Source organism: Roseivivax sp. CAU 1761, assembly GCF_054482755.1.
Genome location: NZ_JBTLRM010000016.1, coordinates 43,845 through 67,736, shown reverse-complemented (window position 1 = coordinate 67,736; position 23,892 = coordinate 43,845). Strand labels below are relative to the sequence as shown.

The 23,892-nt window shown below is 72.7% G+C and carries 26 protein-coding genes and 1 tRNA gene; 9 read left to right on the top strand and 18 right to left on the bottom strand.

Annotation, left to right across the window (positions count from 1 at the left end; translation table 11 throughout):
- The first annotated feature begins 8 nt into the window (after nt 1–8).
- On the top strand, nt 9–704 hold the full coding sequence (locus ACXYMW_RS11580) for an arylesterase (protein ID WP_459035479.1): 696 nt from the start codon (nt 9–11) through the stop codon (nt 702–704).
- A gap of 37 nt (nt 705–741) precedes the next feature.
- Here the strand turns inward: ACXYMW_RS11580 and ACXYMW_RS11575 are convergent, their stop codons facing one another.
- Nucleotides 742–948 (bottom strand): hypothetical protein, encoded by a 207-nt coding sequence (locus tag ACXYMW_RS11575; RefSeq protein ID WP_459035478.1) that lies wholly within the window; start codon nt 946–948, stop codon nt 742–744.
- A 124-nt stretch (nt 949–1,072) separates the two neighbouring features.
- Entirely contained in the window at nt 1,073–1,636 is a 564-nt protein-coding gene (locus ACXYMW_RS11570; RefSeq protein ID WP_459035477.1) for a L,D-transpeptidase, read from the bottom strand.
- A 310-nt stretch (nt 1,637–1,946) separates the two neighbouring features.
- On the opposite strand from ACXYMW_RS11570, the gene ACXYMW_RS11565 reads away from it, so the two are divergent.
- Complete coding sequence (locus tag ACXYMW_RS11565; RefSeq protein WP_459035476.1) at nt 1,947–2,381, top strand: FKBP-type peptidyl-prolyl cis-trans isomerase; 435 nt, start codon at nt 1,947–1,949, stop codon at nt 2,379–2,381.
- Nucleotides 2,382–2,478: 97 nt separating this feature from the next.
- On the opposite strand, the gene metG is transcribed toward ACXYMW_RS11565, so the two are convergent.
- From metG to ACXYMW_RS11530, 7 genes are all read right to left on the bottom strand, one after another.
- Nucleotides 2,479–4,188, bottom strand: a complete 1,710-nt coding sequence (gene metG, locus ACXYMW_RS11560) for a methionine--tRNA ligase (RefSeq protein WP_459035475.1) — start codon at nt 4,186–4,188, stop codon at nt 2,479–2,481.
- 120 nt (nt 4,189–4,308) lie between these two features.
- Nucleotides 4,309–4,773: a preQ(1) synthase gene (gene queF / locus ACXYMW_RS11555; protein WP_459035474.1), complete on the bottom strand. Its 465-nt coding sequence runs from the start codon at nt 4,771–4,773 to the stop codon at nt 4,309–4,311.
- A gap of 17 nt (nt 4,774–4,790) precedes the next feature.
- Nucleotides 4,791–5,534, bottom strand: a complete 744-nt coding sequence (queE, locus tag ACXYMW_RS11550; RefSeq protein ID WP_459035473.1) for a 7-carboxy-7-deazaguanine synthase QueE — start codon at nt 5,532–5,534, stop codon at nt 4,791–4,793.
- Nucleotides 5,531–5,884, bottom strand: coding sequence for a 6-carboxytetrahydropterin synthase QueD (gene queD / locus ACXYMW_RS11545; RefSeq protein WP_459035472.1), 354 nt, complete (start codon nt 5,882–5,884; stop codon nt 5,531–5,533). The genes queE and queD overlap by 4 nt, the downstream gene beginning before the upstream one ends.
- On the bottom strand, nt 5,884–6,585 hold the full coding sequence (gene queC / locus ACXYMW_RS11540) for a 7-cyano-7-deazaguanine synthase QueC (protein WP_459035471.1): 702 nt from the start codon (nt 6,583–6,585) through the stop codon (nt 5,884–5,886). The genes queD and queC overlap by 1 nt, the downstream gene beginning before the upstream one ends.
- A 174-nt stretch (nt 6,586–6,759) precedes the next feature.
- Entirely contained in the window at nt 6,760–8,556 is a 1,797-nt protein-coding gene (locus ACXYMW_RS11535; protein WP_459035470.1) for an ABC transporter transmembrane domain-containing protein, read from the bottom strand.
- Between the two features lie 188 nt (nt 8,557–8,744).
- A tRNA-Gly gene (locus tag ACXYMW_RS11530) sits at nt 8,745–8,818 on the bottom strand.
- A 190-nt stretch (nt 8,819–9,008) separates the two neighbouring features.
- Between ACXYMW_RS11530 and ACXYMW_RS11525 the strand changes: the two genes are divergently transcribed.
- Nucleotides 9,009–9,404 (top strand): cupredoxin domain-containing protein, encoded by a 396-nt coding sequence (locus ACXYMW_RS11525; protein ID WP_459035469.1) that lies wholly within the window; start codon nt 9,009–9,011, stop codon nt 9,402–9,404.
- A 126-nt stretch (nt 9,405–9,530) separates the two neighbouring features.
- Here the strand turns inward: ACXYMW_RS11525 and ACXYMW_RS11520 are convergent, their stop codons facing one another.
- The 3 genes from ACXYMW_RS11520 to ACXYMW_RS11510 all read right to left on the bottom strand — a co-directional run bounded on the left by ACXYMW_RS11520 (nt 9,531) and on the right by ACXYMW_RS11510 (nt 13,201).
- Nucleotides 9,531–10,154, bottom strand: a complete 624-nt coding sequence (locus ACXYMW_RS11520) for an SOS response-associated peptidase (protein ID WP_459035468.1) — start codon at nt 10,152–10,154, stop codon at nt 9,531–9,533.
- Nucleotides 10,154–11,356 (bottom strand): class I SAM-dependent methyltransferase, encoded by a 1,203-nt coding sequence (locus ACXYMW_RS11515; protein WP_459035467.1) that lies wholly within the window; start codon nt 11,354–11,356, stop codon nt 10,154–10,156. The genes ACXYMW_RS11520 and ACXYMW_RS11515 overlap by 1 nt, the downstream gene beginning before the upstream one ends.
- Nucleotides 11,357–11,446: 90 nt before the next feature.
- Entirely contained in the window at nt 11,447–13,201 is a 1,755-nt protein-coding gene (locus ACXYMW_RS11510) for a bifunctional metallophosphatase/5'-nucleotidase (protein WP_459035466.1), read from the bottom strand.
- Between the two features lie 131 nt (nt 13,202–13,332).
- On the opposite strand from ACXYMW_RS11510, the gene ACXYMW_RS11505 reads away from it, so the two are divergent.
- Complete coding sequence (locus ACXYMW_RS11505) at nt 13,333–13,674, top strand: DUF952 domain-containing protein (protein WP_459035465.1); 342 nt, start codon at nt 13,333–13,335, stop codon at nt 13,672–13,674.
- Nucleotides 13,671–14,726, top strand: a complete 1,056-nt coding sequence (locus tag ACXYMW_RS11500; protein ID WP_459035464.1) for a quinone-dependent dihydroorotate dehydrogenase — start codon at nt 13,671–13,673, stop codon at nt 14,724–14,726. The genes ACXYMW_RS11505 and ACXYMW_RS11500 overlap by 4 nt, the downstream gene beginning before the upstream one ends.
- A gap of 25 nt (nt 14,727–14,751) precedes the next feature.
- Here the strand turns inward: ACXYMW_RS11500 and ACXYMW_RS11495 are convergent, their stop codons facing one another.
- Genes ACXYMW_RS11495 through rbfA form a run of 3 tightly spaced genes read right to left on the bottom strand, consistent with a single transcriptional unit; the run spans nt 14,752 to nt 16,582 of the window.
- Nucleotides 14,752–15,441, bottom strand: coding sequence for a phosphoribosylanthranilate isomerase (locus ACXYMW_RS11495; RefSeq protein WP_459035463.1), 690 nt, complete (start codon nt 15,439–15,441; stop codon nt 14,752–14,754).
- Complete coding sequence (locus ACXYMW_RS11490) at nt 15,438–16,187, bottom strand: phosphodiester glycosidase family protein (protein ID WP_459035462.1); 750 nt, start codon at nt 16,185–16,187, stop codon at nt 15,438–15,440. The genes ACXYMW_RS11495 and ACXYMW_RS11490 overlap by 4 nt, the downstream gene beginning before the upstream one ends.
- Nucleotides 16,188–16,192: 5 nt before the next feature.
- Complete coding sequence (rbfA, locus tag ACXYMW_RS11485; RefSeq protein ID WP_459035461.1) at nt 16,193–16,582, bottom strand: 30S ribosome-binding factor RbfA; 390 nt, start codon at nt 16,580–16,582, stop codon at nt 16,193–16,195.
- 83 nt (nt 16,583–16,665) lie between these two features.
- Between rbfA and dapB the strand changes: the two genes are divergently transcribed.
- Both dapB and ACXYMW_RS11475 read left to right on the top strand, forming a co-directional pair.
- A complete protein-coding gene (gene dapB / locus ACXYMW_RS11480) occupies nt 16,666–17,487 on the top strand; it encodes a 4-hydroxy-tetrahydrodipicolinate reductase (RefSeq protein ID WP_459035460.1) in 822 nt (273 codons plus the stop codon).
- Nucleotides 17,488–18,284: 797 nt separating this feature from the next.
- Entirely contained in the window at nt 18,285–18,644 is a 360-nt protein-coding gene (locus tag ACXYMW_RS11475) for a dihydrodipicolinate reductase (RefSeq protein ID WP_459035459.1), read from the top strand.
- Between the two features lie 18 nt (nt 18,645–18,662).
- Here the strand turns inward: ACXYMW_RS11475 and ACXYMW_RS11470 are convergent, their stop codons facing one another.
- Complete coding sequence (locus ACXYMW_RS11470; RefSeq protein ID WP_459035458.1) at nt 18,663–18,857, bottom strand: DUF1674 domain-containing protein; 195 nt, start codon at nt 18,855–18,857, stop codon at nt 18,663–18,665.
- A gap of 83 nt (nt 18,858–18,940) precedes the next feature.
- Between ACXYMW_RS11470 and ACXYMW_RS11465 the strand changes: the two genes are divergently transcribed.
- Nucleotides 18,941–20,206: an RsmB/NOP family class I SAM-dependent RNA methyltransferase gene (locus ACXYMW_RS11465; RefSeq protein ID WP_459035457.1), complete on the top strand. Its 1,266-nt coding sequence runs from the start codon at nt 18,941–18,943 to the stop codon at nt 20,204–20,206.
- A gap of 90 nt (nt 20,207–20,296) precedes the next feature.
- Nucleotides 20,297–21,667 carry a 30S ribosomal protein S12 methylthiotransferase RimO gene (gene rimO / locus ACXYMW_RS11460; RefSeq protein WP_459035456.1) on the top strand — a complete coding sequence of 457 codons (1,371 nt, stop codon included), beginning with the start codon at nt 20,297–20,299 and terminating at the stop codon, nt 21,665–21,667.
- A gap of 427 nt (nt 21,668–22,094) precedes the next feature.
- On the opposite strand, the gene modC is transcribed toward rimO, so the two are convergent.
- Nucleotides 22,095–23,186 carry a molybdenum ABC transporter ATP-binding protein gene (gene modC / locus ACXYMW_RS11455; protein WP_459035455.1) on the bottom strand — a complete coding sequence of 364 codons (1,092 nt, stop codon included), beginning with the start codon at nt 23,184–23,186 and terminating at the stop codon, nt 22,095–22,097.
- Complete coding sequence (modB, locus tag ACXYMW_RS11450; RefSeq protein ID WP_459035454.1) at nt 23,183–23,878, bottom strand: molybdate ABC transporter permease subunit; 696 nt, start codon at nt 23,876–23,878, stop codon at nt 23,183–23,185. Before modB ends, modC begins: the two co-directional genes overlap by 4 nt.
- Nucleotides 23,879–23,892: the final 14 nt, after the last annotated feature.

The following is a 23,892-nucleotide window of genomic DNA, read 5'->3' as shown; positions in this document are numbered from 1 at the left end:
AACGCTCCATGTTGCGCTCGTGGACATATGGGGCCTCGGCCCGGGGCCTCAAGGCGGCTTGCCTGGTTTGGCTGCTGGCCGGCGGCGCCGCGGCCGAACCGCAGGAGGTGGTGGCGCTGGGCGATTCGCTGACCCAGGGCTACGGCCTGGCGCAGGGCGACGGGCTGGTGCCGCAGCTCGAGGCCTGGCTGGCCGGGCGCGGCCACGAGGTCACGCTGGTCAATGCCGGGGTCTCGGGCGATACCAGCGCCGGCGGGCTGGCCCGCGTCGAGTGGTCGCTGAGCGAGGAGACCGACGCGTTGATCGTGGCGCTGGGCGGCAACGACCTGCTGCGCGGCATCGCGCCGGAGACTACCCGCGCCAACATCGACGAAATCCTCGCCAAGGCGGGGGCGCGGGAGATCCCGGTGCTGCTGGTCGGCATTGGCGCACCGGGGAATTACGGCCGGGAGTATCAGACGGCCTTCGATTCGATGTGGGGCGAGCTCGCCGAGGCGCGCGACACGCTGCTCTATCCCGACATCTTCGCCGAGCTGCGCGCCGAGGGCGACGCGGCCAGCGCGTCGAGGCGTTTCATGCAGCCCGACGGCATTCACCCGAATGCCGAAGGGGTGGCGCGCATCGTCGCGGATCTGGGGCCGGAGGTGGAGAAGCTGCTGGAGCGGGTGGCGGAGCGTCAGGCGCAGCCGGCGCCGGAGCGCTAGGCGCGCCGGCCCCCGGGGGCCGCCGCCGCGCGGCGGATCAGGCGGTTTCGACCGTGCCGCGTGCCGGGCCGCGGCGCGGCGCCTCGCCGGCCAGGGAGGCCGCGATGCCGAGCGCCGCGGTGGCCAGCGCAACGCCGAAATAGGCGGTCAGGCAGCCCGTCAGCGAGGGGCCAAGGGCCAGGGCGTGAATGCCGGCGGCCACGGTGCCCAGCACCCCGCCGAAGATGAAGAACACGATGGCCATTGCGACGCCCTCAAAAAATTTGCGCGAATTCGCGCTATGCGTGTGTCATTCTATATCATCCAACCTGAACGAAAAATGAAGGCGCGAATGAGGCGCTGCCGTGAAACTTCCAGTGTCCTTCGGCTCAGAGCACCGTGACCCGGGTGCCGAGCTGCACGCGCCGGTAGAGGTCGACCACGTGGGCGTTCAGCATGCGGATGCAGCCGTTGGAGACCGACCGCCCGATCGTGTGCGGCTCGGTGGTGCCGTGGATGCGGTAGAAGGTGTCGCGGCCGTTCTGGAACAGGTAGAGCGCCCGCGCGCCCAGCGGGTTCTCGGGGCCGCCCGGCTGCACGTAGTCGTTGCCGTCGAAGCGGCCATAGGCGCGGGGATCGCGCTCGATCATCTCGTCGGTGGGCCGCCAGGTCGGCCATTCCTTCTTCACCTGGATGATTGCGGTGCCGGTGAATTCCAGCCCCGCCCGGCCGACGCCCACGCCGTAGCGCAGCGCCGAGCCCGGCTGGTCGACGAAGTAGAGGAAATGGGCCCGCGGCAGGACGACGATCTGGGTCGGGGCGAGATCGCCGCGGATCGCCACGCGCTGCGGGCGCAGCACCGGGTCGAGGGCCGCCGCCTCCTGCGCCAGGGCGGTGGCGGGCATCAGGGCGCCGGCGGCGCCCAGGGCGATCATCTGCCGTCGGGAAATCATCTGTCGTCATCCTCCGTCGCTGGTCCGGAGGCGGCGATTCGCGGTCGGCGCGGAACCGCGCGCGACCGGGCCGGTGCCGCCACCGGGTTGGCAGCACAGCATAGCGCGCGGGGCCGGCACTCCGAGCCCGCGCGGTCCTGTCGCGGAGAATTCGCGCGCGAACGCGGCATTCGGGCCGCAGCGGCGGCTCCGGGGTTTGCAAAATCGCGCCAAACTTCCTAAATTTATCGGGAACCAACGGGCCGCACCCGTGTCGCGATGCCAGCGCACGGCCGCCCGAAAGCCACTCAGCCAACAGATTGGACAGCATATGACCCAGGTCAAGACGGGTGACACCGTCCGCATTCACTATACCGGCACGCTCAACGACGGCACCACCTTCGATTCCAGCGCCGGCCGCGATCCGCTGGAATTCACCGTGGGCTCCGGCCAGATCATCCCCGGGCTCGACAAGGCCCTGCCGGGCATGAGCGTCGGCGATGCGAAATCCGTCGAGGTGCCGGCGGCCGAGGCCTATGGCGACGCCCAGCCGGAAGCCCGCCAGGCGGTCCCGCGCGAGCAGATCCCGGCGGACATCCCGCTCGAGGTCGGCACCCAGCTGCAGGTCCAGACCCCGAACGGCCAGACCATGCCGGTGACCGTGGCCGAGGTTTCCGAGACCGAGGTGACGCTCGACGCCAACCACCCGCTGGCCGGCAAGGACCTGACCTTCGACATCGAACTGGTCGAGATCAAGGCGGCTTGAGCCGAGAGCAGGAGCCGTCGGCTCGTCCCGGGCCATCGGCACGTAACGCGGCGGGGCCGGACGGCACCCGCCGTTTTCGTGTCCGCGCCGCCCCGGCTCAGCGCTGCCCGGCGAAGCGGGCCTGCCATTCCTCGCGCTCGGCATCGGTGATCTTGCGGAAGGTCACCTCGGGCACGGTGAAGGCGTGGCCGGCGGGCAGCGCCGTGAGCGCCGCCGCGACATCGCCCGGCCAGCCGGCCTCCTCGGCGCCGAGGGCGTCGAGAAGCTGGCCCGAGGCGTCCGGGATGAACGGCGCGGAGAGCACCGCGTAGAGCCGGATCAGGTTGAGCCCGAGCCGGATCTGCATCGCCGCGGTCTCGGGCTCGGTCTTGAAGGTGGTCCAGGGCGCGGCCTCCTGGAGGTATTCGTTGCCGGCCACCCAGAGACCGCGGAGCGCCGCAGCGGCCTTGCGCACCTCGATCTCCTCCATATGCGTCTCGTAGTCGCGGATCCGGGCCGCGAAATCGCGGACCAGCGCCTCCTCGCGCGGCCCCCAGGCGCCGCCCGCGGGCACTTCCTCGCCGAACTTGGAGCGGCAGAACTTGGTCACCCGGCTGGCAAAGTTGCCCAGCACGTCGGCCAGGTCCTTGTTGACCCCGGACTGGAAGCTTTCCCAGGTGAATTCCGCGTCCGAGCTTTCCGGGGCGTGGCTCAGCAGCCACCAGCGCCAGTAATCGGCCGGCAGGATCTCCAGCGCCTGATCCATGAACACGCCGCGCCCGCGCGAGGTCGAGAACTGGCCGCCCTCGTAGTTCAGGTAGTTGAACGATTTGATGTAATCGACAAGCTTCCAGGGCTCGCCGGAGCCCAGGATGGTGGCCGGGAAGGACAGGGTGTGGAACGGCACGTTGTCCTTGCCCATGAACTGGGTGTAGCGCACGTCCTCGGCGCCCTTGTCGGTGCGCCACCAGCGCGCCCAGTCGCTGCCCTTGCCGGCCTCTTCCCATTCCTGGGCGCAGGCGATGTATTCGATCGGCGCGTCGAACCAGACGTAGAAGACCTTGCCCTCCATGCCGGGCCAGTCCGCGTCGCCCTTCTTCACCGGGATGCCCCAGTCGAGGTCGCGGGTGATGCCGCGGTCCTGCAGCCCGTCGCCGTCGTTCAGCCACTTCCGGGCGATCGAGGTGGTCAGCACCGGCCAGTCGGTCTTGGTGTCGATCCAGGCGGCGAGGTCGTCCTTCATCGCCGATTGCCGCAGGAACAGGTGCTTGGTCTCGCGCATCTCGAGATTGCGGGCGCCCGAGATCACCGAGCGCGGCTCGATCAGGTCGACCGGGTCGAGCTGCTTGGTGCAATTGTCGCACTGGTCGCCGCGGGCGCTGTCGAAGCCGCAATTGGGGCAGGTGCCCTCGATGTAGCGGTCGGGCAGGAAGCGGCCGTCCTCGGGCGAGTACATCTGCGTCTCGGAGACCTCCCGGATCAGCCCCGCCGCGTCGAGCCGGGCGGCGAAATGCTGGGTCAGGCGGTGGTTCTGCGGCGAGGAGGAGCGGCCGAAATGGTCGAAGGAGAGCCGGAAGCCCTCGGCGATGCGCGACTGCACGCCGTGCATCTCGGCGCAATACTCGGCCACTGGCTGGCCGGCCTTGGCGGCGGCCAGTTCCGCCGGGGTGCCATGCTCGTCGGTGGCGCAGAGAAACAGCACCTCGTGGCCGCGGGCGCGCTGGTAGCGCGCGAAGAGATCGGCGGGCAGTTGGCTGCCGACGAGATTTCCGAGATGCTTGATGCCGTTGATGTAGGGGATCGCGGAGGTGATGAGATGGCGTGCCATGATACGTCCGGACTGAATTCCTGGGTTGTCCGTCCCATAGAGGATGGCGCTGCCGAAGGCCACCGGGGCCGGCGGCGGGCCGTTGCGGCCCCGTTTCGGCCCCGGCCCGGCGCCGGTGGTTCAGCCGCGGCCGCGATAGGGCGGCACGCCCTGGTCGGGGATCCAGACGCCCTCGGGCTGCGGCCCGGTCTGCCAGAAGACGTCGATCGGGATGCCGCCGCGGGGATACCAGTAGCCGCCGATGCGCAGCCATTGCGGCGCGAGGAACGCGGCCAGCCGCCGGGCGATCGAGATGGTGCAATCCTCGTGGAAGGCGCCGTGGTTGCGGAACGCGGTGAGATAGAGCTTCAGCGACTTCGATTCCACCAGCCAGGGGCCGGGCACGTAGTCGATCACCAGATGCGCGAAGTCGGGCTGGCCGGTCATCGGGCAGAGCGAGGTGAATTCCGGCGCCGTGAAGCGCACGTTGTAGGCCACGTCGGCCTGCGGGTTCGGCACCCGCTCGAGCTCGGCCGCCTCGGGCGAGGCGGGGATGCGGGTCTCGCCGCCAAGCTGCGTGAGGCCGGAATAGATGCTGTCGGTCATGGAAGGGCTCCGAAGGCTCAGACGCCGCGCTTGTTGCCCCAGATCAGGACATGCAGCTGCGGCAGGATGCGGGGGGCGAACCAGGCGTCCGCCATGGTGGTCTCGACCAGCCAGTGCAGCCGGTCGGCCAGCGCCTGCGGATCCACCGGCAGGGCGGGATCGACCTCGGGATTGCCGGGCTGGAGATAGAGCGGCAGGTCGGGGTGACGGTCATGGGCGGCCCGTGCCCAGGCGTAATCCTGGGCGTCGAAGACGACGATCTTCATCACCGTCTGGCGGGCGCCGCGGCCGGCCGCGACGCAGGCGGCGAAGGCCTCCCAGTCGACGCGCTCGCCGCTCGAGGGGGGCTTCGGCGACAGCACCAGCGTGTCGAGCGCGCCGAACCAGGGCCGCGCCACCGAGCCTTGGGTCTCGCAGGCGAAGCGGTAGCCGCGGGCGCGGCCCAGGGCGATCAGCGGGCCGAAATCCTGGATCGCGGGATTGCCGCCCGAGAGCGACACGGTCAGCGGCCGCCCGCCCGAGAGCCGCGTCACCTCGGCCCAGATCGCGGCGCTGTCCATCGCCGCCCAGTCGTGACGGTAGCGGCTGTCGACCGCGTGCAGGCTGTCGCACCAGCTGCAGCGGTAATCGCAGCCGCCGGCGCGCACGAAGACCGTGGGCTCGCCGATCAGCGCGCCCTCGCCCTGGATCGTGGGGCCGAAGATCTCGGCGATGCGCAGCCGCGGCTCCGCCGGCGCGGCGTCGGGGGCGGGCGCGCTCATGGCCGGTACTCGGCCCAGGTCTTGGGCGTCTCCGAGACCATCACCGCGGCGGTTTCCGGCCAGCGCGCGCGGCACCATTCGTAGAAATGCCGCGCCATGTGCTCCGCGGTCGAGGGCATGTCGAGCACGTCGTTGAGGTGCCGGTGGTCGAGGCACTCGTCGAGGTAGGCCTTGAACGGCTTCAGCTCGGTATAGTCCCGCACGAAGCCGTCGGCGTTCAGCTCCGCCGCGGCCAGTTCCACCACCACGACGTAGTTGTGGCCGTGCAGGCGGGCGCATTGATGGCCCTCGGGCAGGTGGTCGAGCCGGTGCGAGGCGGAGAAGTGGAATTCCTTGCGGATGCGGAACATCAGCGCACCGCCTTGGCCGCCACCGCGGCCTGCCAGTAATCCGGGTCGGCATAGGCGGTCGGCTCCGCGATCCCGGCCAGGTGGAAGGCCTCGCGGCGCTCGACGCAGGTGCCGCAGCGGCCGCAATGCCGCGCGCCGCCCTTGTAGCAGGACCAAGTCTCGGCGAAGGGCGTGCCGGCCGCGGCGCCGGCGGCCACGATGTCGGCCTTGCTGCGCTCCACGAAGGGCGTGTCGAGCACCACGTCGGCATAGCCGTCGAGCGCCGCGCGCTGCATCGCCTCGAAGGCGCGGGTGAAGCCGGGGCGGCAATCGGGATAGATGAAATGGTCGCCGCCATGCACCGCGGTGGCGACGGCGGCATCGCCGTTGGCGGCGGCAACGCCGAAGCCGATCGCCAGCATGATGGCGTTGCGGTTGGGGACCACGGTGATCTTCATGGTCTCCTCGGCGTAATGGCCGTCCGGCACGGCGATGTCGTCGGTCAGCGCCGAGCCGGTCAGCGCGGCGCCGATGCCGGTCATGTCGATCAGGTGATGCGGCACGCCGAGCCGCGCCGCGGCGGCGGCGGCGAAGTCCAGTTCCTTGCGGTGGCGCTGGCCGTAATCGAAGGAGACGAGGCGGGTGAGCCGCCCCTCGGCGGCGACGATATGGGCGAGCGACACGGAATCGAGTCCGCCCGAGCAGATGACGAGAGTGTTCATGTTGGGCCCTTGTTTTGGTACCCGGGTAGGCTGCGACCGGGGTGGCGGGCCCATACAGGACCGGGCACGCCGGCGCAAGCCGCGCCGCCGGAACGGCGCGGCGGCGCGGGTGGAAGGGCCAGTGCCCGGGCCCGTGCCTTTGCCCGTGCCCGTGCCCGTGCCGGACGGGGCCGGTTACTCGGCGGCGATGCCGTCGGTGAATTGCAGCCGGGCCAGCCGTGCATAGAGCCCGCCCTCGGCCACCAGCGCGTCGTGCCGGCCGGTGGCGACGACGCGGCCGTCCTGCATCACCACGATGCGGTCGGCCTTCTTCACCGTGGCCAGCCGGTGCGCCACGATGATCGTGGTGCGGCTGCGCGCCAGTTCGTCCACCGCGCGCTGCACCGCGCGCTCGCTCTCGGCGTCGAGCGCCGAGGTCGCCTCGTCGAGCAGCAGCACCGGCGCGTCGCGCAGGATCGCCCGGGCGATGGCGATGCGCTGGCGCTGGCCGCCCGAGAGCATCACGCCGCGTTCGCCGAGCCAGCTGTCATAGCCGTCGGGCAGGGCGGTGATGAAGTCGTGCGCCGCCGCCGCCCGGGCCGCCGCCTCGACCTCGGCCTCGCTGGCCTCGGGGCGGCCGAAGCGGATGTTGTCGCGCGCCGAGGCGGCGAAGATCACCGGGTCCTGCGGCACCAGCGCGATGTGGCGGCGGAAGGCGGCGCGCGCCATCTCGTCGAGCGGCACGCCGTCGAGCGTCACGCGGCCCGTCTCGGGGTCGTAGAAGCGCAGCAGAAGCTGGATGATGGTGGTCTTGCCGGCGCCCGAGGGGCCGACCAGCGCCACCGTCTCGCCGGGGCGGATGTCGAGGTTGATGCCGTCCAGCGCCGCCACGTCGGGGCGGCCGGGATAGCGGAAATGCACGTCCTCAAAGCCGATCGCCCCGCGCACCGGCTGCGGCAGGGCGCGCGGCGTCTCGGGGTCGTGCACCGCGTCGGCGGCGTCGAGCAGCTCGACCAGCCGCTCGGTGGCGCCGGCGGCGCGCTGCAGCTCGCCCCAGATCTCCGACAAAGCCGCCACGGCGCCCGCGACCATCACCGAATAGATCAGGAACTGCACCAGCGAGCCCACGCTCATCACCCCGGCGCGCACGTCCGAGGCGCCGACCCAGAGCACGCCGACGATGCCCGTGAAGATCAGGAAGATGACGATGGCGGTCATCGCGGCGCGGGTGCGGATGCGGCGCCGCGCGGCGTCGAAGCTCTTCTCGGTGACGTCGGAGAAGGCCGCGCCCGAGATCGCCTCGTGGGTGAAGGCCTGCACCGTCTGCACCGCGAGCAGCGCCTCGGAGGCATTGCCCGAGGAGGCGGCGATCCAGTCCTGGCTCTCGCGCGACAGCACCCGCAGGCGGCGGCCCAGCACCAGGATCGGCACCACCACCAGCGGCACGATCAAGAGCACCAGCGCGGTCAGCTTGGCCGAGGTCAGCAGCATCAGCACCAGCCCGCCGGCGAAGATCAGCGCGTTGCGCAGCGCGATCGAGACCGAGGAGCCGATCACCGACAGGATCAGCGTCGTGTCGGTGGTGATCCGGCTCAGCACCTCGCCGGTCATGATCTTCTCGTAGAAGGCCGGCGACAGGCCGATGACCCGGTCGAAGACGGCGCTGCGGATATCGGCCACCACGCGTTCGCCGAGCCGGGTCACCAGCGCGTAGCGCAGCGCCGTGCCGGCGGCCAGCAGCGCCGCGATGCCGAGCGCGGCGAGGAAGTACTGGTCGAGGATGGCGGCTTCGGGACCCTCGAAATTGTCCACCACCCGGCGCACCGCCAGCGGCAGGACCAGCGACACCCCGGCGGTCAGCACCAGCGCGCAGATCGCCGCGGCCAGAAGGCCGCGATAGGGGGCGAGGAACGGCCACAGCCGCCGCAGCGAGCCGAGCCGCCGGGATTTCGCGCGGTCATCCTTGGCGGCAAGGGGGGAGCTGCGGGCCATCGATCCTCCTCGGGCGGCTGCGGGGTCTGGCGACCTTGTGCCAGCTTGCGCCGGGGAATCAAGCGGCCCATTGCCGCGGCATTCTATCCCATGAGACGCGTCGCGGGGGATCACAAAGGCCGCGCACCGGGCCCTGCGGGGCGGCTGACCGGCGGTCGGGGCGGTCGGAAAAGCGGCGGTCGGGAAAGTGGAGCGGGCAGCGGGAATCGAACCCGCACCAAGAGCTTGGAAGGCTCGTGTGATACCATTTCACCATGCCCGCCCGGAGCATGTGCCTCGGGGATAGGCCATGCCCGGCGGGACGTCAAGCGACCGCCCGCGCGCCCGCAAGCTGCCACCCGGCCGCCGCCTTGCCGCCCGATTTCCGCGCTAGGCCGGGAGCGGTCCGGCCTGGTCCGCGCGGCACGCGGCCGGCCGGCCGGACGTGGCAGGCTTAGCGAGGGAGCAAGGACATGCGGCGCGCGACGCGACTGGTTCTGGGGATGAGCCTGGCGGCCTGGACCGCCGGCCCGGCCCTGGCAGAGGTGCACGAGGTGCTGATGCTCGGCACCGGCTACTTTCCCGGGACGGTCTATCCGGTGGCCGGCGACACCGTGCGCTTCGTCAACAAGCACGCGGTGCCGATGGCCGCCACCGCGATCGACGGCACCTGGTCCACCGGCCCGCTGGCCACCGGCGAGGCCGCCGAAATTGCGGTCACGCCGCTCCTGTCGGGGGCCTACGACAACCGCATCCTGCCGCTCGACCTGACCCTGCTGACGACGCTGGGCGGCGTCGTGCCCTCGGTGGTGGCCAGCGGCGTCATCGACCACACCCAGCCGGCGCCGACGCTGCTCGACACGCAGTAGCGCCGCGCCCCGCCGGAACCGGCGGCGGCCGGCGCAGCGGGGCCGGCCCGGCGCCGGAGCCGGGATCCGCCTTGCGGTGCCAGGCCGCCGCGCTTCCCATGTGGCGGAGCGGTGCGGATGCCGCACTCAGGCAGGCTGCGGGCCCCTCTGCTCGAAGGCCAGCGCGCCCTCGGGCATCGGCCGCATCAGCGTCGCCGCGCCGTGGCCGCTTTCGCCCAGCCAGAGCGGCCAGTCGCCGGGATCGAGCACCACCGGCATGCGGTGGTGCAGCTCGGCCATCCGCCCCTCGGCGGTGCAGGTGACGATGGCGCAGGTCGTCAGACGCTCCTCGCCGCGCTCCCAGACCTGCCAGAGACCGGCCATGACCAGCGCCTCGCCGTCGGCGCGGGTGATGTACCAGGGCGTCTTGCTGCGGTCCGGCGCGGTGTGCCATTCGTAGAAGCCCGAGGCCGGGATCAGGCAGCGCCGCGCCCGCGCGGCGGCGCGGAAGGCCGGCTTCTCGGCCACCGTCTCGGCCCGCGCGTTGATCAGCAGCGGGCCGTCCTTCGGGGTCTTGTACCAATGCGGCAGGAAGCCCCAGCGCAGGCCCTCGAGCCGCCGCGTGCCGGCCTCGTCGCGGCGCACCGCGTGGATGCGGGTGGTCGGGCGCACGTCGCGGTTCGGCACCGGCGGCAGGTCGTTGGCGGGCACCGCCTGGAAGAGCTGCGCCATGGCCTCGGGCGGCAGCGTGACGGCGAAGCGGCCGCACATCAGCGCGCCCCCCGCAGGAGGCCGGAATAGACCAGCATGCCCCAGGGCGCGAAGGCCTCCTCGACCTGCGCCCAGAGCGCTCCGAAGCCGAGCGGGTCGCAGCCCGCCGCGGCGGCGATCTCGGCGAGGCTGGCGCGCCCGGTGGCGCCGGCGATCAGCGGCGCCGCGGCCCGGGGCAGGCGGATCTCGCGGCGCAGCCCGCCGGCGCTCAGCGGCAGCGCGCGGCCCGCCGCCACCGCCCGGGCCAGCGCCTTGGGATCGGCGCCGCGCAGATGCGGCACCTGCGCCCGGTCGCGCCCGGTGGCCGGCGCGGGCTCGGTCCCGTCGGCCACGAGATAGGCGATGTGGGTCTTGATCGTGCCGTTCAGCTGCTCGGCCAGCGCCATGCGCCGCTCGGCTGGCAGACCCGCGCCCTCGGCGCCGTAGCGCGCGAGGTCGTAGAGGCCCGGCGTCGCGAAGGCGGCGAGCCGCCAGCCGGTGGCCTGCCAGATCTCGAAGAGCTCACCGACCGAGAAGGCGCGGTCCTGGCCGTGCAGCAGCAGGTCGTAGAACCCGGCATCGGAGGCCGCGTGATCGACGAGGTTCGGATTGCGCCGGAACGGGTGGCCCTCGGGCAGCCCGGCGAGCAGGCTGCGCGCGGCGGCCAGCCGGCGCGCCGGGGGCAGATCGGCGAAGAGCGCGCCGAAGGCCTCCTGCAGGGGGTAGACGCCGCTCCGGCCGAGCGGCGCGTAGACCATCATGCCCATGCCGCCGCCCGGGGCGAGGGCGGCGCGCAGGGCCGCGAAGCCCGCCGCCGGGTCGGGCAGGTGGTGCAGCACGCCGCAGCAATCGATGTAGTCGAAGCGGCCCAGATCGGCGGCGTCGAGCAGCGACCCGGTGCGGAAGTCGATGCCGCTGAGGCCGCGGATGGCGGCGCGCGTCTCGGCGATGGCGCGGGAGGCGCGCGAGAGGTCGATATAGGTGATCTCGCAGGGGCGGCCGGCCCAGGCCATGACCTGGGCGAGCTGGATCAGCGCGTCGCCGGTGCCGCCGCCGGCCACCAGCACGCGCAGGGGCCGCGACCAGTCGCGCCGTCCGCCCCAGAGCGCGTGATCCATCTCCGCCGGGTGCGAGGGCGAGCCGGTGATCAGCCGCCGACGTTCGTCCTCGGGGTCGCGTTCGGGATAGGGGAAGGCCTCGTATTGTTCCTGAACCGTGACCATCCCGCGCTCCCGTGCCTGCCGGCGCGACACTGCCACGCGCCGGCAGGATTGGCAAAACCGCGGGGCGCCCTCGCGCCCCGCGGCGCGCGGTCACTCCGCGGCCTTGGTCTCGCCCGCGGCGCCCTCGGCCGTGCCGTCGCCTGCGCCGGCCTCGGGATCCGCTTCGCCCTCGCCGGCCCCGGCCTCCGCGCCGCCTTCGGCGGGCTCTGCCGTGGTGCCGCCTTCGGCGGCCTCTGACGTGGCGCCGCCTGCGGCGGCCTCGGCCTCGGAGGCCGGGGTCTCGGCGCCGTTCTCGACGGTGATGCGGCCGTCGGTATAGGCGGCGTAGGGGCTCATCTCGGCCAGGTACTCGGCCGTCACGTCGGCCAGGTCGGGGCCGTAATCATAGGCGTCCTCGGCATCGACGAACATGGCATAGCCGTCGCCGCCGTTGCGCACGTAATTGTTCGACACCACGCCGTACATCTGGTCGGGTTCGAGCGGGCTCGATCCGATCTCGACGTCGGAGACGCGGCTGCCCGCGGGCTGGGACAGGTCGACCTTGAAGACCATGCCGGCGACCTGCGGGAAGCGTCCGGCGCCCTCCTCGACCTGGCTCACGCCGTTCTCCAGCGCCTCCTTCAGCACCGCGCCCGAGACCCTGAAGGTCGAGAGCGTGTTCTGGAACGGCAGCACCGTCAGCACCTCGCCCATGGTGATCTCGCCGGCGTCGATCGAGGCGCGCAGGCCGCCGGCATTGGTCAGCGCCACGTCGATGCCCTGGCCCTCGACCCGGTCGAGCATCGCCTCGGCCACCAGCACGCCCATCGGGCATTCCATCGCCCGGCAGACGGAGCGGTCGCCCTCGATCTTCTCGGCCGCCTCGGCGACGACCTTCTGGCGGATCTCCTCGAGCGGCTGCGCCGCCTCGCTGATCCGCGCCACCGTAGCCTCGTCCTCGGTCACCGCGGCATCCATGATCAGCGGCGCGCCCTCGGCCGAGACCAGCTTGCCGTCATCGTCGAAGGTCACGGTCAGCTCGCCCAGGAACTTTCCGTAGGCATAGGCCTGCACGATGGCGGTCTCGCCCACCATGGTCGGGTAGGGGCCCTCGGCGCCCTCCATGTCGCCCAGGAGCGTGTTGGAATGGCCGCCGACGATGACGTCGACGCCGGTGGTCTCCTCGGCGACGCGCTTGTCGACGCCGTAGCCGGAATGCGACAACACGACGATCTTGTTGACGCCCTCTTCGGTCAGCCGATCGACCTCGGCCTGCACCGCCTCCACCGGGTCGCCGAAGACGACGTTCGGCCCCGGGCTCGCCAGCTCGTCGGTGTCCTGCGGGGTCAGGCCGATCAGGCCGATCTTCTCGCCCGCCTTCTCGATCACCACGGATTTCTGGATCGCGTCCTTCAGCAGCTCCTCGCCCGAGATGTCGGCATTCGACATCAGGATCGGGAAGTCGACGGCGTCGATGAAGGCGCGCAGCACTTCCGGGCCGTCGTCGAATTCGTGGTTGCCCACGGTCATCGCGTCGTAGCCGAGCTTGTTCATCATCTCGGCGGCGAGCTTGCCCTTGTAATGGGTGTAGAACAGCGTGCCCTGGAACTGGTCGCCGCCATCGACCAGGAGCACGTTGTCGTTGCGCCCGCGGGCCTCCTCGATCCCGGTGACCAGGCGGGCGCTGCCGCCGAAGCATTCGCCGGCCTCGTTGTCCTCCGCCGCGCAGGTCGAATCGAATTTCGAGATCGGCTCGAACCGGGCGTGGAAGTCGTTGGTGTGCAGGATGGTCAGCGCATATTCGGCCTGCACACCCCCCGCCAATAGCGCCAGCGCCGCGGCGCCGGTCGTCAGACGAATGGACATCGGATCCCTCTCTGTCGGATAGGTCGTGCAGGGCGGATGGTGGCGCGGCACCCGCACCCTGTCAAAGCCGCAGGTTGCTGCCGCAGCGTCAGGCGCTTGACCGCCGCGCCGGGCGGGGGCAAGAGCGGACCATGACACGCATCTACAAGATCTTCCGGGCCGCCGAATACGACGCCTTCCGGGCCGCGGGCGAGAGCGCCGGGGCGCCGGTCGATCTGGCCGACGGCTACATCCACTTCTCCACCGCCGAGCAGGCCCGGGAGACCGCGGCAAAGCACTTCGCCGGCGCCGACGGGCTCTGGCTGCTGGCCTGCGAGGCCGAGGCGCTGGGCCCGGCGCTGCGCTGGGAACCGTCGCGGGGCGGGGCGCTGTTTCCCCATCTCTACCGCGTCCTGCGCGCCGAGGACGTGCTCTGGGCCCGGGCGCTGCCGCTCCGCGACGGGCGGCACGATTTCGACGGGCTCTTGGCATGAGGCTGGAACGGCTGGGCCTGGCGCTGCTGCACCGGATCGATCCCGAGGCGGCGCACGGGCTGGCGCTGCGGGCGCTGCGCGCCGGGCTGGTGCCGGGACCCGGGCCGGTCTCCTCGGCGCGGCTGCGCTGCGAGCTGGCCGGCATGGTGCTGGCCAACCCGGTGGGGCTGGCCGCCGGCTTCGACAAGAACGCCGAGGCGCTGGCGCCGCTGGCCCAGGCGGGTTTCGGCTTTCTCGAGGTCGGCGCCGCGACGCCCCGGCCGCAGCCCGGCAATCCCCGGCCGCGGCTGTTCCGGCTGCGCGAGGACCGGGCGGTGATCAACCGCTTCGGCTTCAACAACCAGGGCGCCGAGGCCATCGCCCGGCGGCTCGACGACAATCCCGGCGCGGTGCCGGTGGGGCTCAATCTCGGCGCCAACAAGGACAGCGCCGACCGCGCGGCGGATTTCGCGACGGTGCTGCGGATTTGCGGTCCGCATGTCGATTTCGCCACGGTCAACGTGAGTTCGCCCAACACCGAGCGGCTGCGCGACCTGCAGGGCCGCGACGCGCTGGCGGCGCTTCTGGGCGGCGTGCTCGAGGTGCGCGACGGGCTGATGCGGCGGGTGCCGGTCTTCCTCAAGATCGCCCCCGACCTCGACGCGGACGGCCTGGCCGATGTCGCCGAGGTGGCGCTGGCCGCGGGCCTCGACGGCATCATCGCCACCAACACCACGCTGGCCCGCGACGGCCTGACCTCGCGCCATGCCGGCGAGGCCGGCGGGCTGTCGGGACAGCCGCTCTTCGAGCGTTCGACCCGGGTGCTGGCGCAGTTGTCGCGGCTCACCGACGGCCAAGTGCCGCTGATCGGGGTCGGCGGCATCGGCAGCGCCGAGCAGGCCTATGCCAAGATCCGCGCCGGCGCGAGCGCGGTGCAGCTCTATTCCGCGCTGGTCTACGAGGGCCTGGGACTCGCCGCCGGGATCGCCCGGGGGCTCGACGCGCTGCTCGAGCGCGACGGCTTCGAGAACGTCGCCGCGGCGGTCGGCACCGGCCGCGACGCCTGGCTCTAGCGCCCCGGCGGGCCGGACAAGCCGCCTAGAGCTTGGGCGCGGGCGCGGCCTGCGCCGCCGCCACGAAGGCGCGGATCCGGTCGGCATCCTTGCGGCCGGGCGCCGCTTCCACGCCCGAGGAGACGTCGACCTGCCGCGCCCCGGTCATCGCCACGGCGCGCGCCACGTTGCCGGCATGGAGGCCGCCGGCCAGCATCCAGGGCACCGGCCAGCGCCGCCCGGCCAGGAGCCGCCAGTCGAAGGCCAGCCCGTTGCCGCCCGGCAGCTCGGCGCCGCGCGGCGGCTTGGCATCGACGAGGATCTGGTCGGCCACCCGTGCATGCGCGTCGAGCGCCGCCAAGTCCTCGGCCTCGCGGATGCCCACCGCCTTCATCACCGGCAGGCCGTGCCGGGTACGCAGTTCCGCCACCCGTTCGGGGCTCTCGCCGCCATGCAGCTGCAGCATGTCGACCGGCACCCGCGCCACCACCGCGTCGAGCAGGGCGTCGTCGGGATCGACCAGCAGCGCCACCTTGGCCAGCCCCGGCGGCGCGCCGAGCGCCAGCGTGCGGGCGGTCTCGATGTCGAGGGCGCGGGGCGATTTCGGGAAGAAGACGAGCCCGGCATAGGCCGCCCCCGCCTCCGCTGCGGCGGCCACGTCCTCGGGCCGGGTGAGGCCGCAGATCTTGACCGCGACCCGATGCGGGGCCGCGCGGGATGCGGCGCCGCCGCTCATCCTTCCGGCGCCACCACGCCGACGATCGGGCCGAGCTGGCGGCCGAGATCGGCACGGCCGTAGCCCGGCGCGTAGAGGCGGGAGATGTTGCCGTCGAGAAACAGCGCCTGGTCGAGGCCGAGCCCGTCGCGGAACAGCCGGCCGAACTGGTGGAAGGTCACCGGACTTTCGGAGATCGCGAAGACCGCCTCGCTCCCGTCATCGCTGGTGCCGACGCCGTTGCGGATGTAGCGCGAATCGCTGTCCTCGAGGAACCGCGGATGCAGCTTGCCGTCGATCACCAGCATCGGGCCGGACTGGGTGGCGAAGCGGCAGGACGGGGCTTCCGCGATGTAGCGCCGGGTCTCGATCACCCGTGCCGCGCCGTCGCCGAAGCAAAAGATGCCGTTCGGCAGCAGGCCGAAATTGCCCGGTCCGGGGCGGGCGATGGCGCGCATCGCCTCCGCGCCCTCCTCGATGTAGAGCCCGACCGGCGCGCGGTCGTCGTGATACATGCCGGCATTCATCGCGAAGACCAGCCGCTCGCCGCTGCGCCGGAGCGTGGCGTCGAGGGTGGTGAACTGTCCGTAGGGCGCGCCCTCGGCATCGTTCAGGAACAGCCGCAGGTCGTCCTCGGCCATGTCGACCCGGCAGATCGTGTAGCGGCTGCCGTCATGCTCCATCGGGGCGCAGCTCACCGCGGCGGCCGGGGTCGGTCCGAACAGGGCGGCCACCGTGAGCGCCGCGGCATAGGATAGAAGCCGCATCGCCCTCAATCGTCCAGGTCGCGGCGCACGGCATCCTGGCTGAACAGGCGCCGGGTCTCGTCCAGCCGGTCGAAGGTGTCGTCGAGCCGGAAGCGCAGCTCGGGCGCGAATTTCAGCGTCAGGCCCTTGGAAACGGCGCGGCGGATCTCGCTCGCGTTGCGCGCCAGCAGCTTGATCGCGTCGGCCTGGCCCTCGCCGCCCAGCGGCTGCACGAAGGCGGTCGCCACCTTGAGGTCGGGAGAGACCCGCACCTCGCCCACGGTGATCGACAGCCGGTTGAGGTCCGGGTCGTGGATGTCGCCGCGCATCAGCACGTCGGACAGGGTCCGTCTGATCAGCTCGCCGACGCGGAGCTGGCGCTGGCTGGGGCCTTCGGTATGTCGGGGTTTCGCCATGGCTCCCATCTAGGCGAGCCCCGGGGCTTTGCCAAGCGTTCCGACGCGCGGTAAGGGGCGGCAGGGATCACAAGGAGCGCAAGATGGGCGAGGACAGGATCGGCGTGGCGATCGCGGGCGTGTCGGGCCGCATGGGACAGATGCTGGTGCAGGAGGTGCTGGCCTCGGACCGCCTGCGCCTGGCGGCGGCGCTGGAACGGCCGGGCCACGACTGGATCGGCCGCGATCTGGGCGCCCTGCGCGGCGGCGCCGATCTCGGCGTGACGGTGGCCGACGATGCCGCGGCGGCGCTTGGCGACGCCCGGGCGGTGATCGACTTCACCGCGCCCGAGGCGACGCTGGCGCTGGCCGCCGAGGCGGCGCGGGCCGGCGCCGTGCACGTCATCGGCACCACCGGTTTCGACGACGGCCAGATCGCCCGGCTGGCCGAGGCCGGCGCCGGAACGGTGCAGATCCGCGCCGGCAATATGAGCCTCGGGGTCAACCTGCTGACCCAGATCACCCGCCAGGTGGCGCGGGCGCTCGACGCCGACTGGGATATCGAGGTGATCGAGGCGCATCACAACCGCAAGGTCGATGCGCCCTCGGGCACCGCGCTGATGCTGGGCGAGGCCGCCGCCGAGGGCCGCGGCGTGGCGCTGGACGGCCATGCCGATCGCGGCCGCGACGGCCTTACCGGCGCGCGCGCGCGGGGCCATATCGGCTTCTCCGCGATCCGCGGCGGCGACATCGTCGGCGAGCACGACGTGCTCTTCGCCGGGGCGGGCGAACGCATCGTGCTGCGCCACGTCGCCACCGACCGGGCGATCTTCGCCCGCGGCGCGCTGAAGGCGGCGCTCTGGGGCCAGGACCGGTCGCCCGGGCAATACGACATGCTCGACGTGCTGGGGCTGCCGCGCGACTGACGCATGGGGATCCCGGGTCGGGTGGAGCCGTCGCGCGTGGCCCTGGCGCGGAATAGAGGCCGAAGGCCCCCGCGCATCGCCGGGCCGCCCCCGGGCCCGGCGATCTGGGTGGGCCGGGTGCTTTGCTCGGAAGTCGTGCGGACAAGGCCGGGATAAAGCGCTGTAGCCCCCCGGTGGATCGCCACGCCGCGGCCCGACGCTGCGCGGCTGCGCGCTTGGTGCGGGTGGTGGGCGTCTCGGATAGTGCGCCGCGGGGAGATTGACCCGCCGGCGCAGTGTCATCTTGCGCAAATCGCAAGGGGCCATGCAAGCCGGGCCAAGCTGGGCGTCCGGCCCGGCACGGGTTCGAACGGGGCTCCCGCGCGGAATCGAGGCCGCAGACCGCCGCGCATCGCCGGGCCGCCCCCGGGCCCGGCGATCTGGATGGGCCGGGCGCAACGCTCGGAGGTCGTCCGGATGTGGCCGGGATAAAGCGCTGTAGCCCCCCGGTGGATCGCCGCGCCGCGGCCCGGCGCTGCGCGGCTTGGGCTCTGGGGTCGGGCGCCGTCCAGCGTATGGCGTGCATAACGCCTGATCCCAGCCCCTCGCGCGGCGTCGGGACCGGGTCGGGGGATGGCGGGCTGGAAAGCATCCTGCCCAGCGGCCGGGATGGGAATATGCCGCTCAAACGTTGGATGGCCGGGCAGCGGCTCGGACCTGAACCGCCGCGCGGGCCGGCTCACCTTTGCGTGACCCGCTGAACCGGGCACGCGCCGCGCTACGTATCTGGAGGCAGCATCGCAACCCCGGAGAGTCGCATGTTCCGCCTTCCGACCATCTTCGCGCCGGCCCTCGGCCTGGCCCTTCTGAACGCCCTGCCGGCGGCGGCCGAGCGCATCACCGACCGCGAGACCTTTCTCGGCCTGGTCTCGGGGCGCACCCTGTCGCGGCCGCTGGTGGCGCTGACCGTCACCCCCGACGGGGCGATCCGCGGCAACGGCGCCGGCTGGGACGTGACCGGGCGTTGGGACTGGCAGGACGGCTTCTTCTGCCGCGACCTCAACTGGGGCGGCGACGATCTGGGCTACAATTGCCAGGCGGTGACCCGCGACGGCAACCGGCTGCGCTTCATCTCGGACCGCGGCGCCGGCGAATCGGCGGCCTTCACGCTCCGCTAGGGCGCGGCCCGGGCGGGCTCAGAAATCGATCGCCAGGCCCTTCTTCTCCCAATCGCCGTAGCGCACCGGCTCCGGGCCCTTGCGCCCGCCCAGCTCGACCGGGCGCGGCTCGGCGGCCAGCGCCTGTTCCTCGGCGCGGCGGCGTGCCTCGGCTTCGGCCAGCGCGCGCTGCGCGGCGGGGGGGAGATCGGGGCGGGTCGTGGCGTCGGACATGGGTTTCCTCCGGGGTCTCGCGCTGATATACGCCCGCCGCCGCGCGGAACCAAGGGCGCGGCGGTTTTTCGGGGATCACCATGATGCGGGGACGGCCGGTCACGGCACGGCGCGCGGCGCTCGACCTGCTGACGCAGGTGGCGGCGGAGAAGCGGCTGCTGAGCGAGGTTCTGGCCGACCCGGCCTTCGCCGCGCTGCCGCCGGAGACGCGCGCCGCGGCGCAGCGGCTGGCGCTCGCCACGCTGCGGGGGGGCGAGCGCGCCGATGCGCTGCTGGCGCCGCATCTGAAGAAATCGCCCCCCGCCGCGGTGCGGCGGCTGCTGCGCCTCGCCACGGTGGAGCTGGCGCAGGGCGGGGCCGCGCATGGCGTGGTCAAGGCGGCGGTCGACCTCGCCTCGGAGGGCCGCAAGACCGCGTCCTTCCGCGGGCTCGTGAACGCGGTGCTGCGCCGGGTGGCGGAGGACGCGCCCGCCGCCTGGGCGGCCGCCCCGGTGCCGCGCCTGCCGAACTGGCTGCGCGGGCGCATCGCCGGCGCCTGGGGCGAGGCGGCGACGCGGGCGATGGAGGCGGCGCACCTGGCCGGCGCGCCGCTGGACCTTTCCGCGAAGGGCGACGCCGCGGCGCTGGCCGAGGCCACGGGCGGCACGCTCCTGCCGACCGGGTCGGTGCGGCGCGACGCCGCCGGGCAGGTCTCGGCGCTGCCGGGCTACGGCGAGGGCGCGTTCTGGGTGCAGGACGCCGCCGCGGCGCTGCCGGCGCGGATGCTGGGCGACGTGGCCGGCCGGCGCGTGCTCGACCTCTGCGCCGCGCCGGGCGGCAAGACGCTGCAGCTCGCCGCCGCGGGCGCAAGGGTCACCGCGCTCGACCTCTCGGCGCCGCGCCTGCGGCGGCTGGAGGAGAACCTCGCCCGCACTGGGCTCGCCGCCGAGGTGGTGGCCGCCGACGCGCTGCACTGGCAGGGCGGGCCGTTCGACGCGGTGCTGCTCGACGCGCCGTGCTCGGCCACCGGCACGATCCGCCGTCATCCCGACCTGCCGCTGGTCAAGGAGGCGGCGGGGCTGAAGGGGCTGGTGGAGCTGCAGGCGGCGCTGATCGACCGGGCGCTCGGGCTGCTCGTCCCCGGCGGCGCGCTGGTCTATTGCACCTGCTCGCTGCTGCCCGAGGAGGGCGAGGCGCAGATCGCCGCGGCGCTGGCGCGCCATCCCGGCCTCACGGTCACCCCCGTTCTGCCGGAGGGCGTTCCGGAGGCCTGGCAGAGCCCCGAGGGCGGGCTGCGCACCCGGCCCGATTATTGGCCCGAGGCCGGCGGCCTCGACGGCTTCTACATGGCGCGCCTGACCGCGCCCTGACACATCCGCGCCTGACCGCGCCGTAAGACACCCGCGCCTGACCGCGCCCCGATCCTTCCCCCCTTGCCCGCGACCGGATAGATCCCGCCCATGAGCACCAATCCCCCCGACCTGCGCCCCGACCTGGCGCCCCGCGCCCGCCTCACCGACGAGGCGCGCCCCGGCCAGCCCAAGATCGGCATGGTCTCGCTCGGCTGCCCCAAGGCGCTGGTCGACAGCGAGCGCATCCTCACCCGGCTGCGCGCCGAGGGCTACGCCATCTCGCCCGATTACGGCGGCGCCGATGCGGTGATCGTCAACACCTGCGGCTTTCTCGACAGCGCCAAGGCCGAGAGCCTCGAGGCGATCGGCGAGGCGCTGAACGAGAACGGGCGGGTGATCGTCACCGGCTGCCTCGGCGCCGAGCCCGACTACATCACCGGCGCCCATCCGACGGTGCTGGCGGTGACTGGCCCGCATCAATACGAAAGCGTGCTCGACGCGGTGCACCGCGCGGTGCCGCCCAGCCCCGATCCCTTCGTCGACCTGCTGCCGGCCTCCGGCGTCAGCCTGACGCCGCGGCATTACAGCTACCTCAAGATCGCCGAGGGCTGTAACCACAAGTGCAAGTTCTGCATCATTCCCGACATGCGCGGCCGGCTGCAATCGCGCCCCATGAAGGCGGTGTTGCGCGAGGCCGAGAAGCTGGTCGAGGCCGGGGTGCGCGAGCTTCTGGTGATCAGCCAGGACACCTCGGCCTACGGCACCGACTGGGCCGAGCGGCCGTCCAAGGCGCCGATCCTCGATCTGGCGCGCGAGCTGGGTCAGCTCGGCGCCTGGGTGCGGATGCATTACATCTATCCCTATCCGCATGTCCGCGAGCTGGTGCCGCTGATGGCCGAGGCCGGGCCCGGCATCCTGCCCTATCTCGACATCCCGTTCCAGCACGCCCATCCCGACACGCTGCGCCGCATGGCGCGGCCCGCCGCCGCCGAGCGCACGCTGGACGAGATCGCCGCCTGGCGCGCGGTGCGGCCCGACATCACCCTGCGCTCGACCTTCATCGTGGGCTACCCGGGCGAGACCGAGGCCGAGTTCCAGACCCTGCTCGATTGGATGGACGAGGCGCGGCTCGACCGGGTCGGCTGCTTCAAGTACGAGAACGTTGCCGGGGCGCGCTCCAACGCGCTGCCCGACCACGTCCCCGAAGAGGTCAAGCAGGAGCGCTGGGAGCGCTTCATGGAGAAGGCGCAGGCGATCTCGGAGGCCAAGCTCGCCGCCAAGGTCGGCCAGCGGCTGGAGGTCATCGTCGACGAGGTCGAGGCGGATGCCGCGACCTGCCGCACCCGCGCCGACGCGCCGGAGATCGACGGCAACCTCTTCATCGACGCAGGCCACGAGGGGCTCAGACCCGGCGAGATCGTCACCGTGGAGGTCGATGAGGCTGGCGAATACGACCTCTGGGGCCGGCTGGTGTCCTGAACGTTCGTGGACGCCCCGGGGGTCGGGCGCTTCGCCCGTTGCGTATCAGGCAGGGCGGCCGCACGGGCGGGTCCTGCCTTGGGAGTTGCAGAACGGAGCCGCGCAGCACCGGGCCGCGACGCGGCGATCCCGACTGCGGAATCCCTTGGTTTATCCCGGCCACGTCCGAAGACGCTCGAAGCTGAGCGCCCGGCCCCACCAGATCGCCGGGCCGGGGGGCGGCCCGGCGATGCGCGGCGGCCTTCGGCCTTGATTCCGCGCGAGGCGCCTTGGGCGGACGGGGGTGGCGCAGGCCCGATAGGCCGGACGAAGCCGCCGGCGCGGATGCCGGTGCGGGCGCCGGCTTCCTGACCGGCCCTCCTGGCCAGGCTTCCAAACGACCGCCGCACCACATCCGGTCAGCGCCCTGCGCCCCGGCCCGCGCGTCTCAGCCCGACAGGCCGATGCCGATATCGGCCTGCGCCACGGCGACCGATTTCAGGATCGCGAAGCAGGCCGTGCCCGGCGCCAGGCCGAGCGCCGCGGCCGAGCGCCTTGTGACCCGCGCCAGCAGCACGTCCTGCCCGGAGCGCAGCTGCACCGTGGCGCCGGGGCCGGCGCCCTCGCGCAGCGCCACGACCTCCACCGGCAGCACGTTGAGGGCCGAGATCGCCCGCGGCCGCTCCAGCGCCAGGGTCACGTCCTGGGCGAGGATGCGGACCCGGATCTCGGTGCCCGGCGCGGCGTCGACGGTGGGCAGGCAAAGCCGGCCGCCGGAAAACTCGAGCTCGCTGACGCCGTCCGGGGCGTGGCGCAGGACGCGGGCGCGCAGCACCGCGCCGGCCTCGCGCAGGCCGAGGATGCGCACCAGCTCCGGATCCGACAGCACGTCCTCGGCGGGGCCGGCGCGGCGCACCCGCCCGGCCTCCATCACCACCACATGGGTGGCCAGCCGCGCCACCTCGGCGAGGTTGTGCGAGACGTAGAGGATCGGCACCCCGGTCTCGGCGCGCAGGCGCTCGAGATAGGGCAGGATCTCGGCCTTGCGGGCGGCGTCGAGGGCGGCCAGCGGCTCGTCCATCAGCAGGATCTCGGGCTCGGCCAGCAGCGCCCGGCCGATCGCCACGCGCTGCGCCTCGCCGCCCGAGAGCGCGCCGGGGCGGCGCTCCAGCAGCGGCCCGATGCCCAGCAGCTCGGCGATCCGCCCGAGCCCGGCGGCCGGGCGCCGGGCGACCCGGGCGGCATAGCCGAGATTGTCGCGCACGCTGAGATGCGGGAACAGCCGCGCCTCCTGGAACACATAGCCGACGCGGCGGCGATGCACCGGCACGTCGAGCCCGCGCGCCGAGTCGTAGAGCACCCGGTCGCCCAGCCGGATGCGCCCGGCCTCGGGGCGCAGGAGCCCCGCCACCGCGCTCACCACCGAGGTCTTGCCCGAGCCCGAGCGGCCGAACAGCACCGTCACCCCGTCCGGCGCGGTGATGTCCACGTCGAGCGCGAAGGCGCCCATCCGGTGGCGCATCCGGACCGCGAGGCTCATGCTCCGCGCACCCGCGCCGCGACCCGCCGCGCCATCCATTCCGACAGCCCCAGCGCGGTCATGGCGATCGCCACCGAAATGCCGACCAGCGCCAGCGCCGCGGCCTCGCCGCCGGGCACCTGCAGAAAGGCGTAGATCGCCGAGGGCACGGTGCGGGTCTGGCCGGGGATGTTGGAGACGAAGGTGATGGTGGCGCCGAACTCGCCCATCGCCTTGGCGAAGGCCAGCACCGCCCCGGCGACGATGCCGGGCGCCACCAGCGGCAGGGTGACGGTGGCGAAGACCTGCAGCCGCGAGGCGCCGAGCGTCGCCGCCGCGGCCTCGAGCCGGGGATCCACCGCCTCGATGGCGAGCCTTATGGCGCGCACCATCAGCGGAAAGGCCATGATCGCGGCGGCCAGCGCGGCGCCGGTCCAGCGGAAGGCCAGGGTGACGCCGAACCAGTCGTAGAGCAGCGCCCCCAGCGGGCCCTGCCGGCCAAAGGTCAGCAGCAGCAGGTAGCCGGTGACCACCGGCGGCAGGATCAGCGGCAGGTGCACCAGCCCGTTCAGCAGCGCCCGGCCGCGGAACCGCCCGCGCGCCAGCAGCAGCGCCACGGCGATGCCCAAGGGCAGGCTGGCCAGCGTCGCCAGGGTGGAGACGCGCAGCGACAGCGCCACCGCCTGCCAGGCTTCCGGTCCGAGGGAGATCATGGTGCGGCCCCTGC

Bases quoted from the DNA above. Each gene is read 5' to 3' on its own strand.
- modC (WP_459035455.1), bottom strand. From the start codon at position 23,186: ATGAGCCTCGCGGTCCGGATGCGCCACCGGATGGGCGCCTTCGCGCTC.
- ACXYMW_RS11515 (WP_459035467.1), bottom strand. From the start codon at position 11,356: ATGGTCACGGTTCAGGAACAATACGAGGCCTTCCCCTATCCCGAACGC.
- dapB (WP_459035460.1), top strand. From the start codon at position 16,666: ATGGGCGAGGACAGGATCGGCGTGGCGATCGCGGGCGTGTCGGGCCGC.
- ACXYMW_RS11570 (WP_459035477.1), bottom strand. From the start codon at position 1,636: ATGATTTCCCGACGGCAGATGATCGCCCTGGGCGCCGCCGGCGCCCTG.
- queC (WP_459035471.1), bottom strand. From the start codon at position 6,585: ATGAACACTCTCGTCATCTGCTCGGGCGGACTCGATTCCGTGTCGCTC.
- ACXYMW_RS11520 (WP_459035468.1), bottom strand. From the start codon at position 10,154: ATGTGCGGCCGCTTCGCCGTCACGCTGCCGCCCGAGGCCATGGCGCAG.
- ACXYMW_RS11580 (WP_459035479.1), top strand. From the start codon at position 9: ATGTTGCGCTCGTGGACATATGGGGCCTCGGCCCGGGGCCTCAAGGCG.
- ACXYMW_RS11575 (WP_459035478.1), bottom strand. From the start codon at position 948: ATGGCCATCGTGTTCTTCATCTTCGGCGGGGTGCTGGGCACCGTGGCC.
- ACXYMW_RS11525 (WP_459035469.1), top strand. From the start codon at position 9,009: ATGCGGCGCGCGACGCGACTGGTTCTGGGGATGAGCCTGGCGGCCTGG.
- ACXYMW_RS11465 (WP_459035457.1), top strand. From the start codon at position 18,941: ATGCGGGGACGGCCGGTCACGGCACGGCGCGCGGCGCTCGACCTGCTG.
- ACXYMW_RS11510 (WP_459035466.1), bottom strand. From the start codon at position 13,201: ATGTCCATTCGTCTGACGACCGGCGCCGCGGCGCTGGCGCTATTGGCG.
- rimO (WP_459035456.1), top strand. From the start codon at position 20,297: ATGAGCACCAATCCCCCCGACCTGCGCCCCGACCTGGCGCCCCGCGCC.
- ACXYMW_RS11505 (WP_459035465.1), top strand. From the start codon at position 13,333: ATGACACGCATCTACAAGATCTTCCGGGCCGCCGAATACGACGCCTTC.
- queE (WP_459035473.1), bottom strand. From the start codon at position 5,534: ATGAGCGCGCCCGCCCCCGACGCCGCGCCGGCGGAGCCGCGGCTGCGC.
- ACXYMW_RS11475 (WP_459035459.1), top strand. From the start codon at position 18,285: ATGTTCCGCCTTCCGACCATCTTCGCGCCGGCCCTCGGCCTGGCCCTT.
- metG (WP_459035475.1), bottom strand. From the start codon at position 4,188: ATGGCACGCCATCTCATCACCTCCGCGATCCCCTACATCAACGGCATC.
- queF (WP_459035474.1), bottom strand. From the start codon at position 4,773: ATGACCGACAGCATCTATTCCGGCCTCACGCAGCTTGGCGGCGAGACC.
- ACXYMW_RS11500 (WP_459035464.1), top strand. From the start codon at position 13,671: ATGAGGCTGGAACGGCTGGGCCTGGCGCTGCTGCACCGGATCGATCCC.
- queD (WP_459035472.1), bottom strand. From the start codon at position 5,884: ATGTTCCGCATCCGCAAGGAATTCCACTTCTCCGCCTCGCACCGGCTC.
- ACXYMW_RS11565 (WP_459035476.1), top strand. From the start codon at position 1,947: ATGACCCAGGTCAAGACGGGTGACACCGTCCGCATTCACTATACCGGC.
- ACXYMW_RS11535 (WP_459035470.1), bottom strand. From the start codon at position 8,556: ATGGCCCGCAGCTCCCCCCTTGCCGCCAAGGATGACCGCGCGAAATCC.
- ACXYMW_RS11490 (WP_459035462.1), bottom strand. From the start codon at position 16,187: ATGCGGCTTCTATCCTATGCCGCGGCGCTCACGGTGGCCGCCCTGTTC.
- ACXYMW_RS11470 (WP_459035458.1), bottom strand. From the start codon at position 18,857: ATGTCCGACGCCACGACCCGCCCCGATCTCCCCCCCGCCGCGCAGCGC.
- rbfA (WP_459035461.1), bottom strand. From the start codon at position 16,582: ATGGCGAAACCCCGACATACCGAAGGCCCCAGCCAGCGCCAGCTCCGC.
- modB (WP_459035454.1), bottom strand. From the start codon at position 23,878: ATGATCTCCCTCGGACCGGAAGCCTGGCAGGCGGTGGCGCTGTCGCTG.
- ACXYMW_RS11495 (WP_459035463.1), bottom strand. From the start codon at position 15,441: ATGAGCGGCGGCGCCGCATCCCGCGCGGCCCCGCATCGGGTCGCGGTC.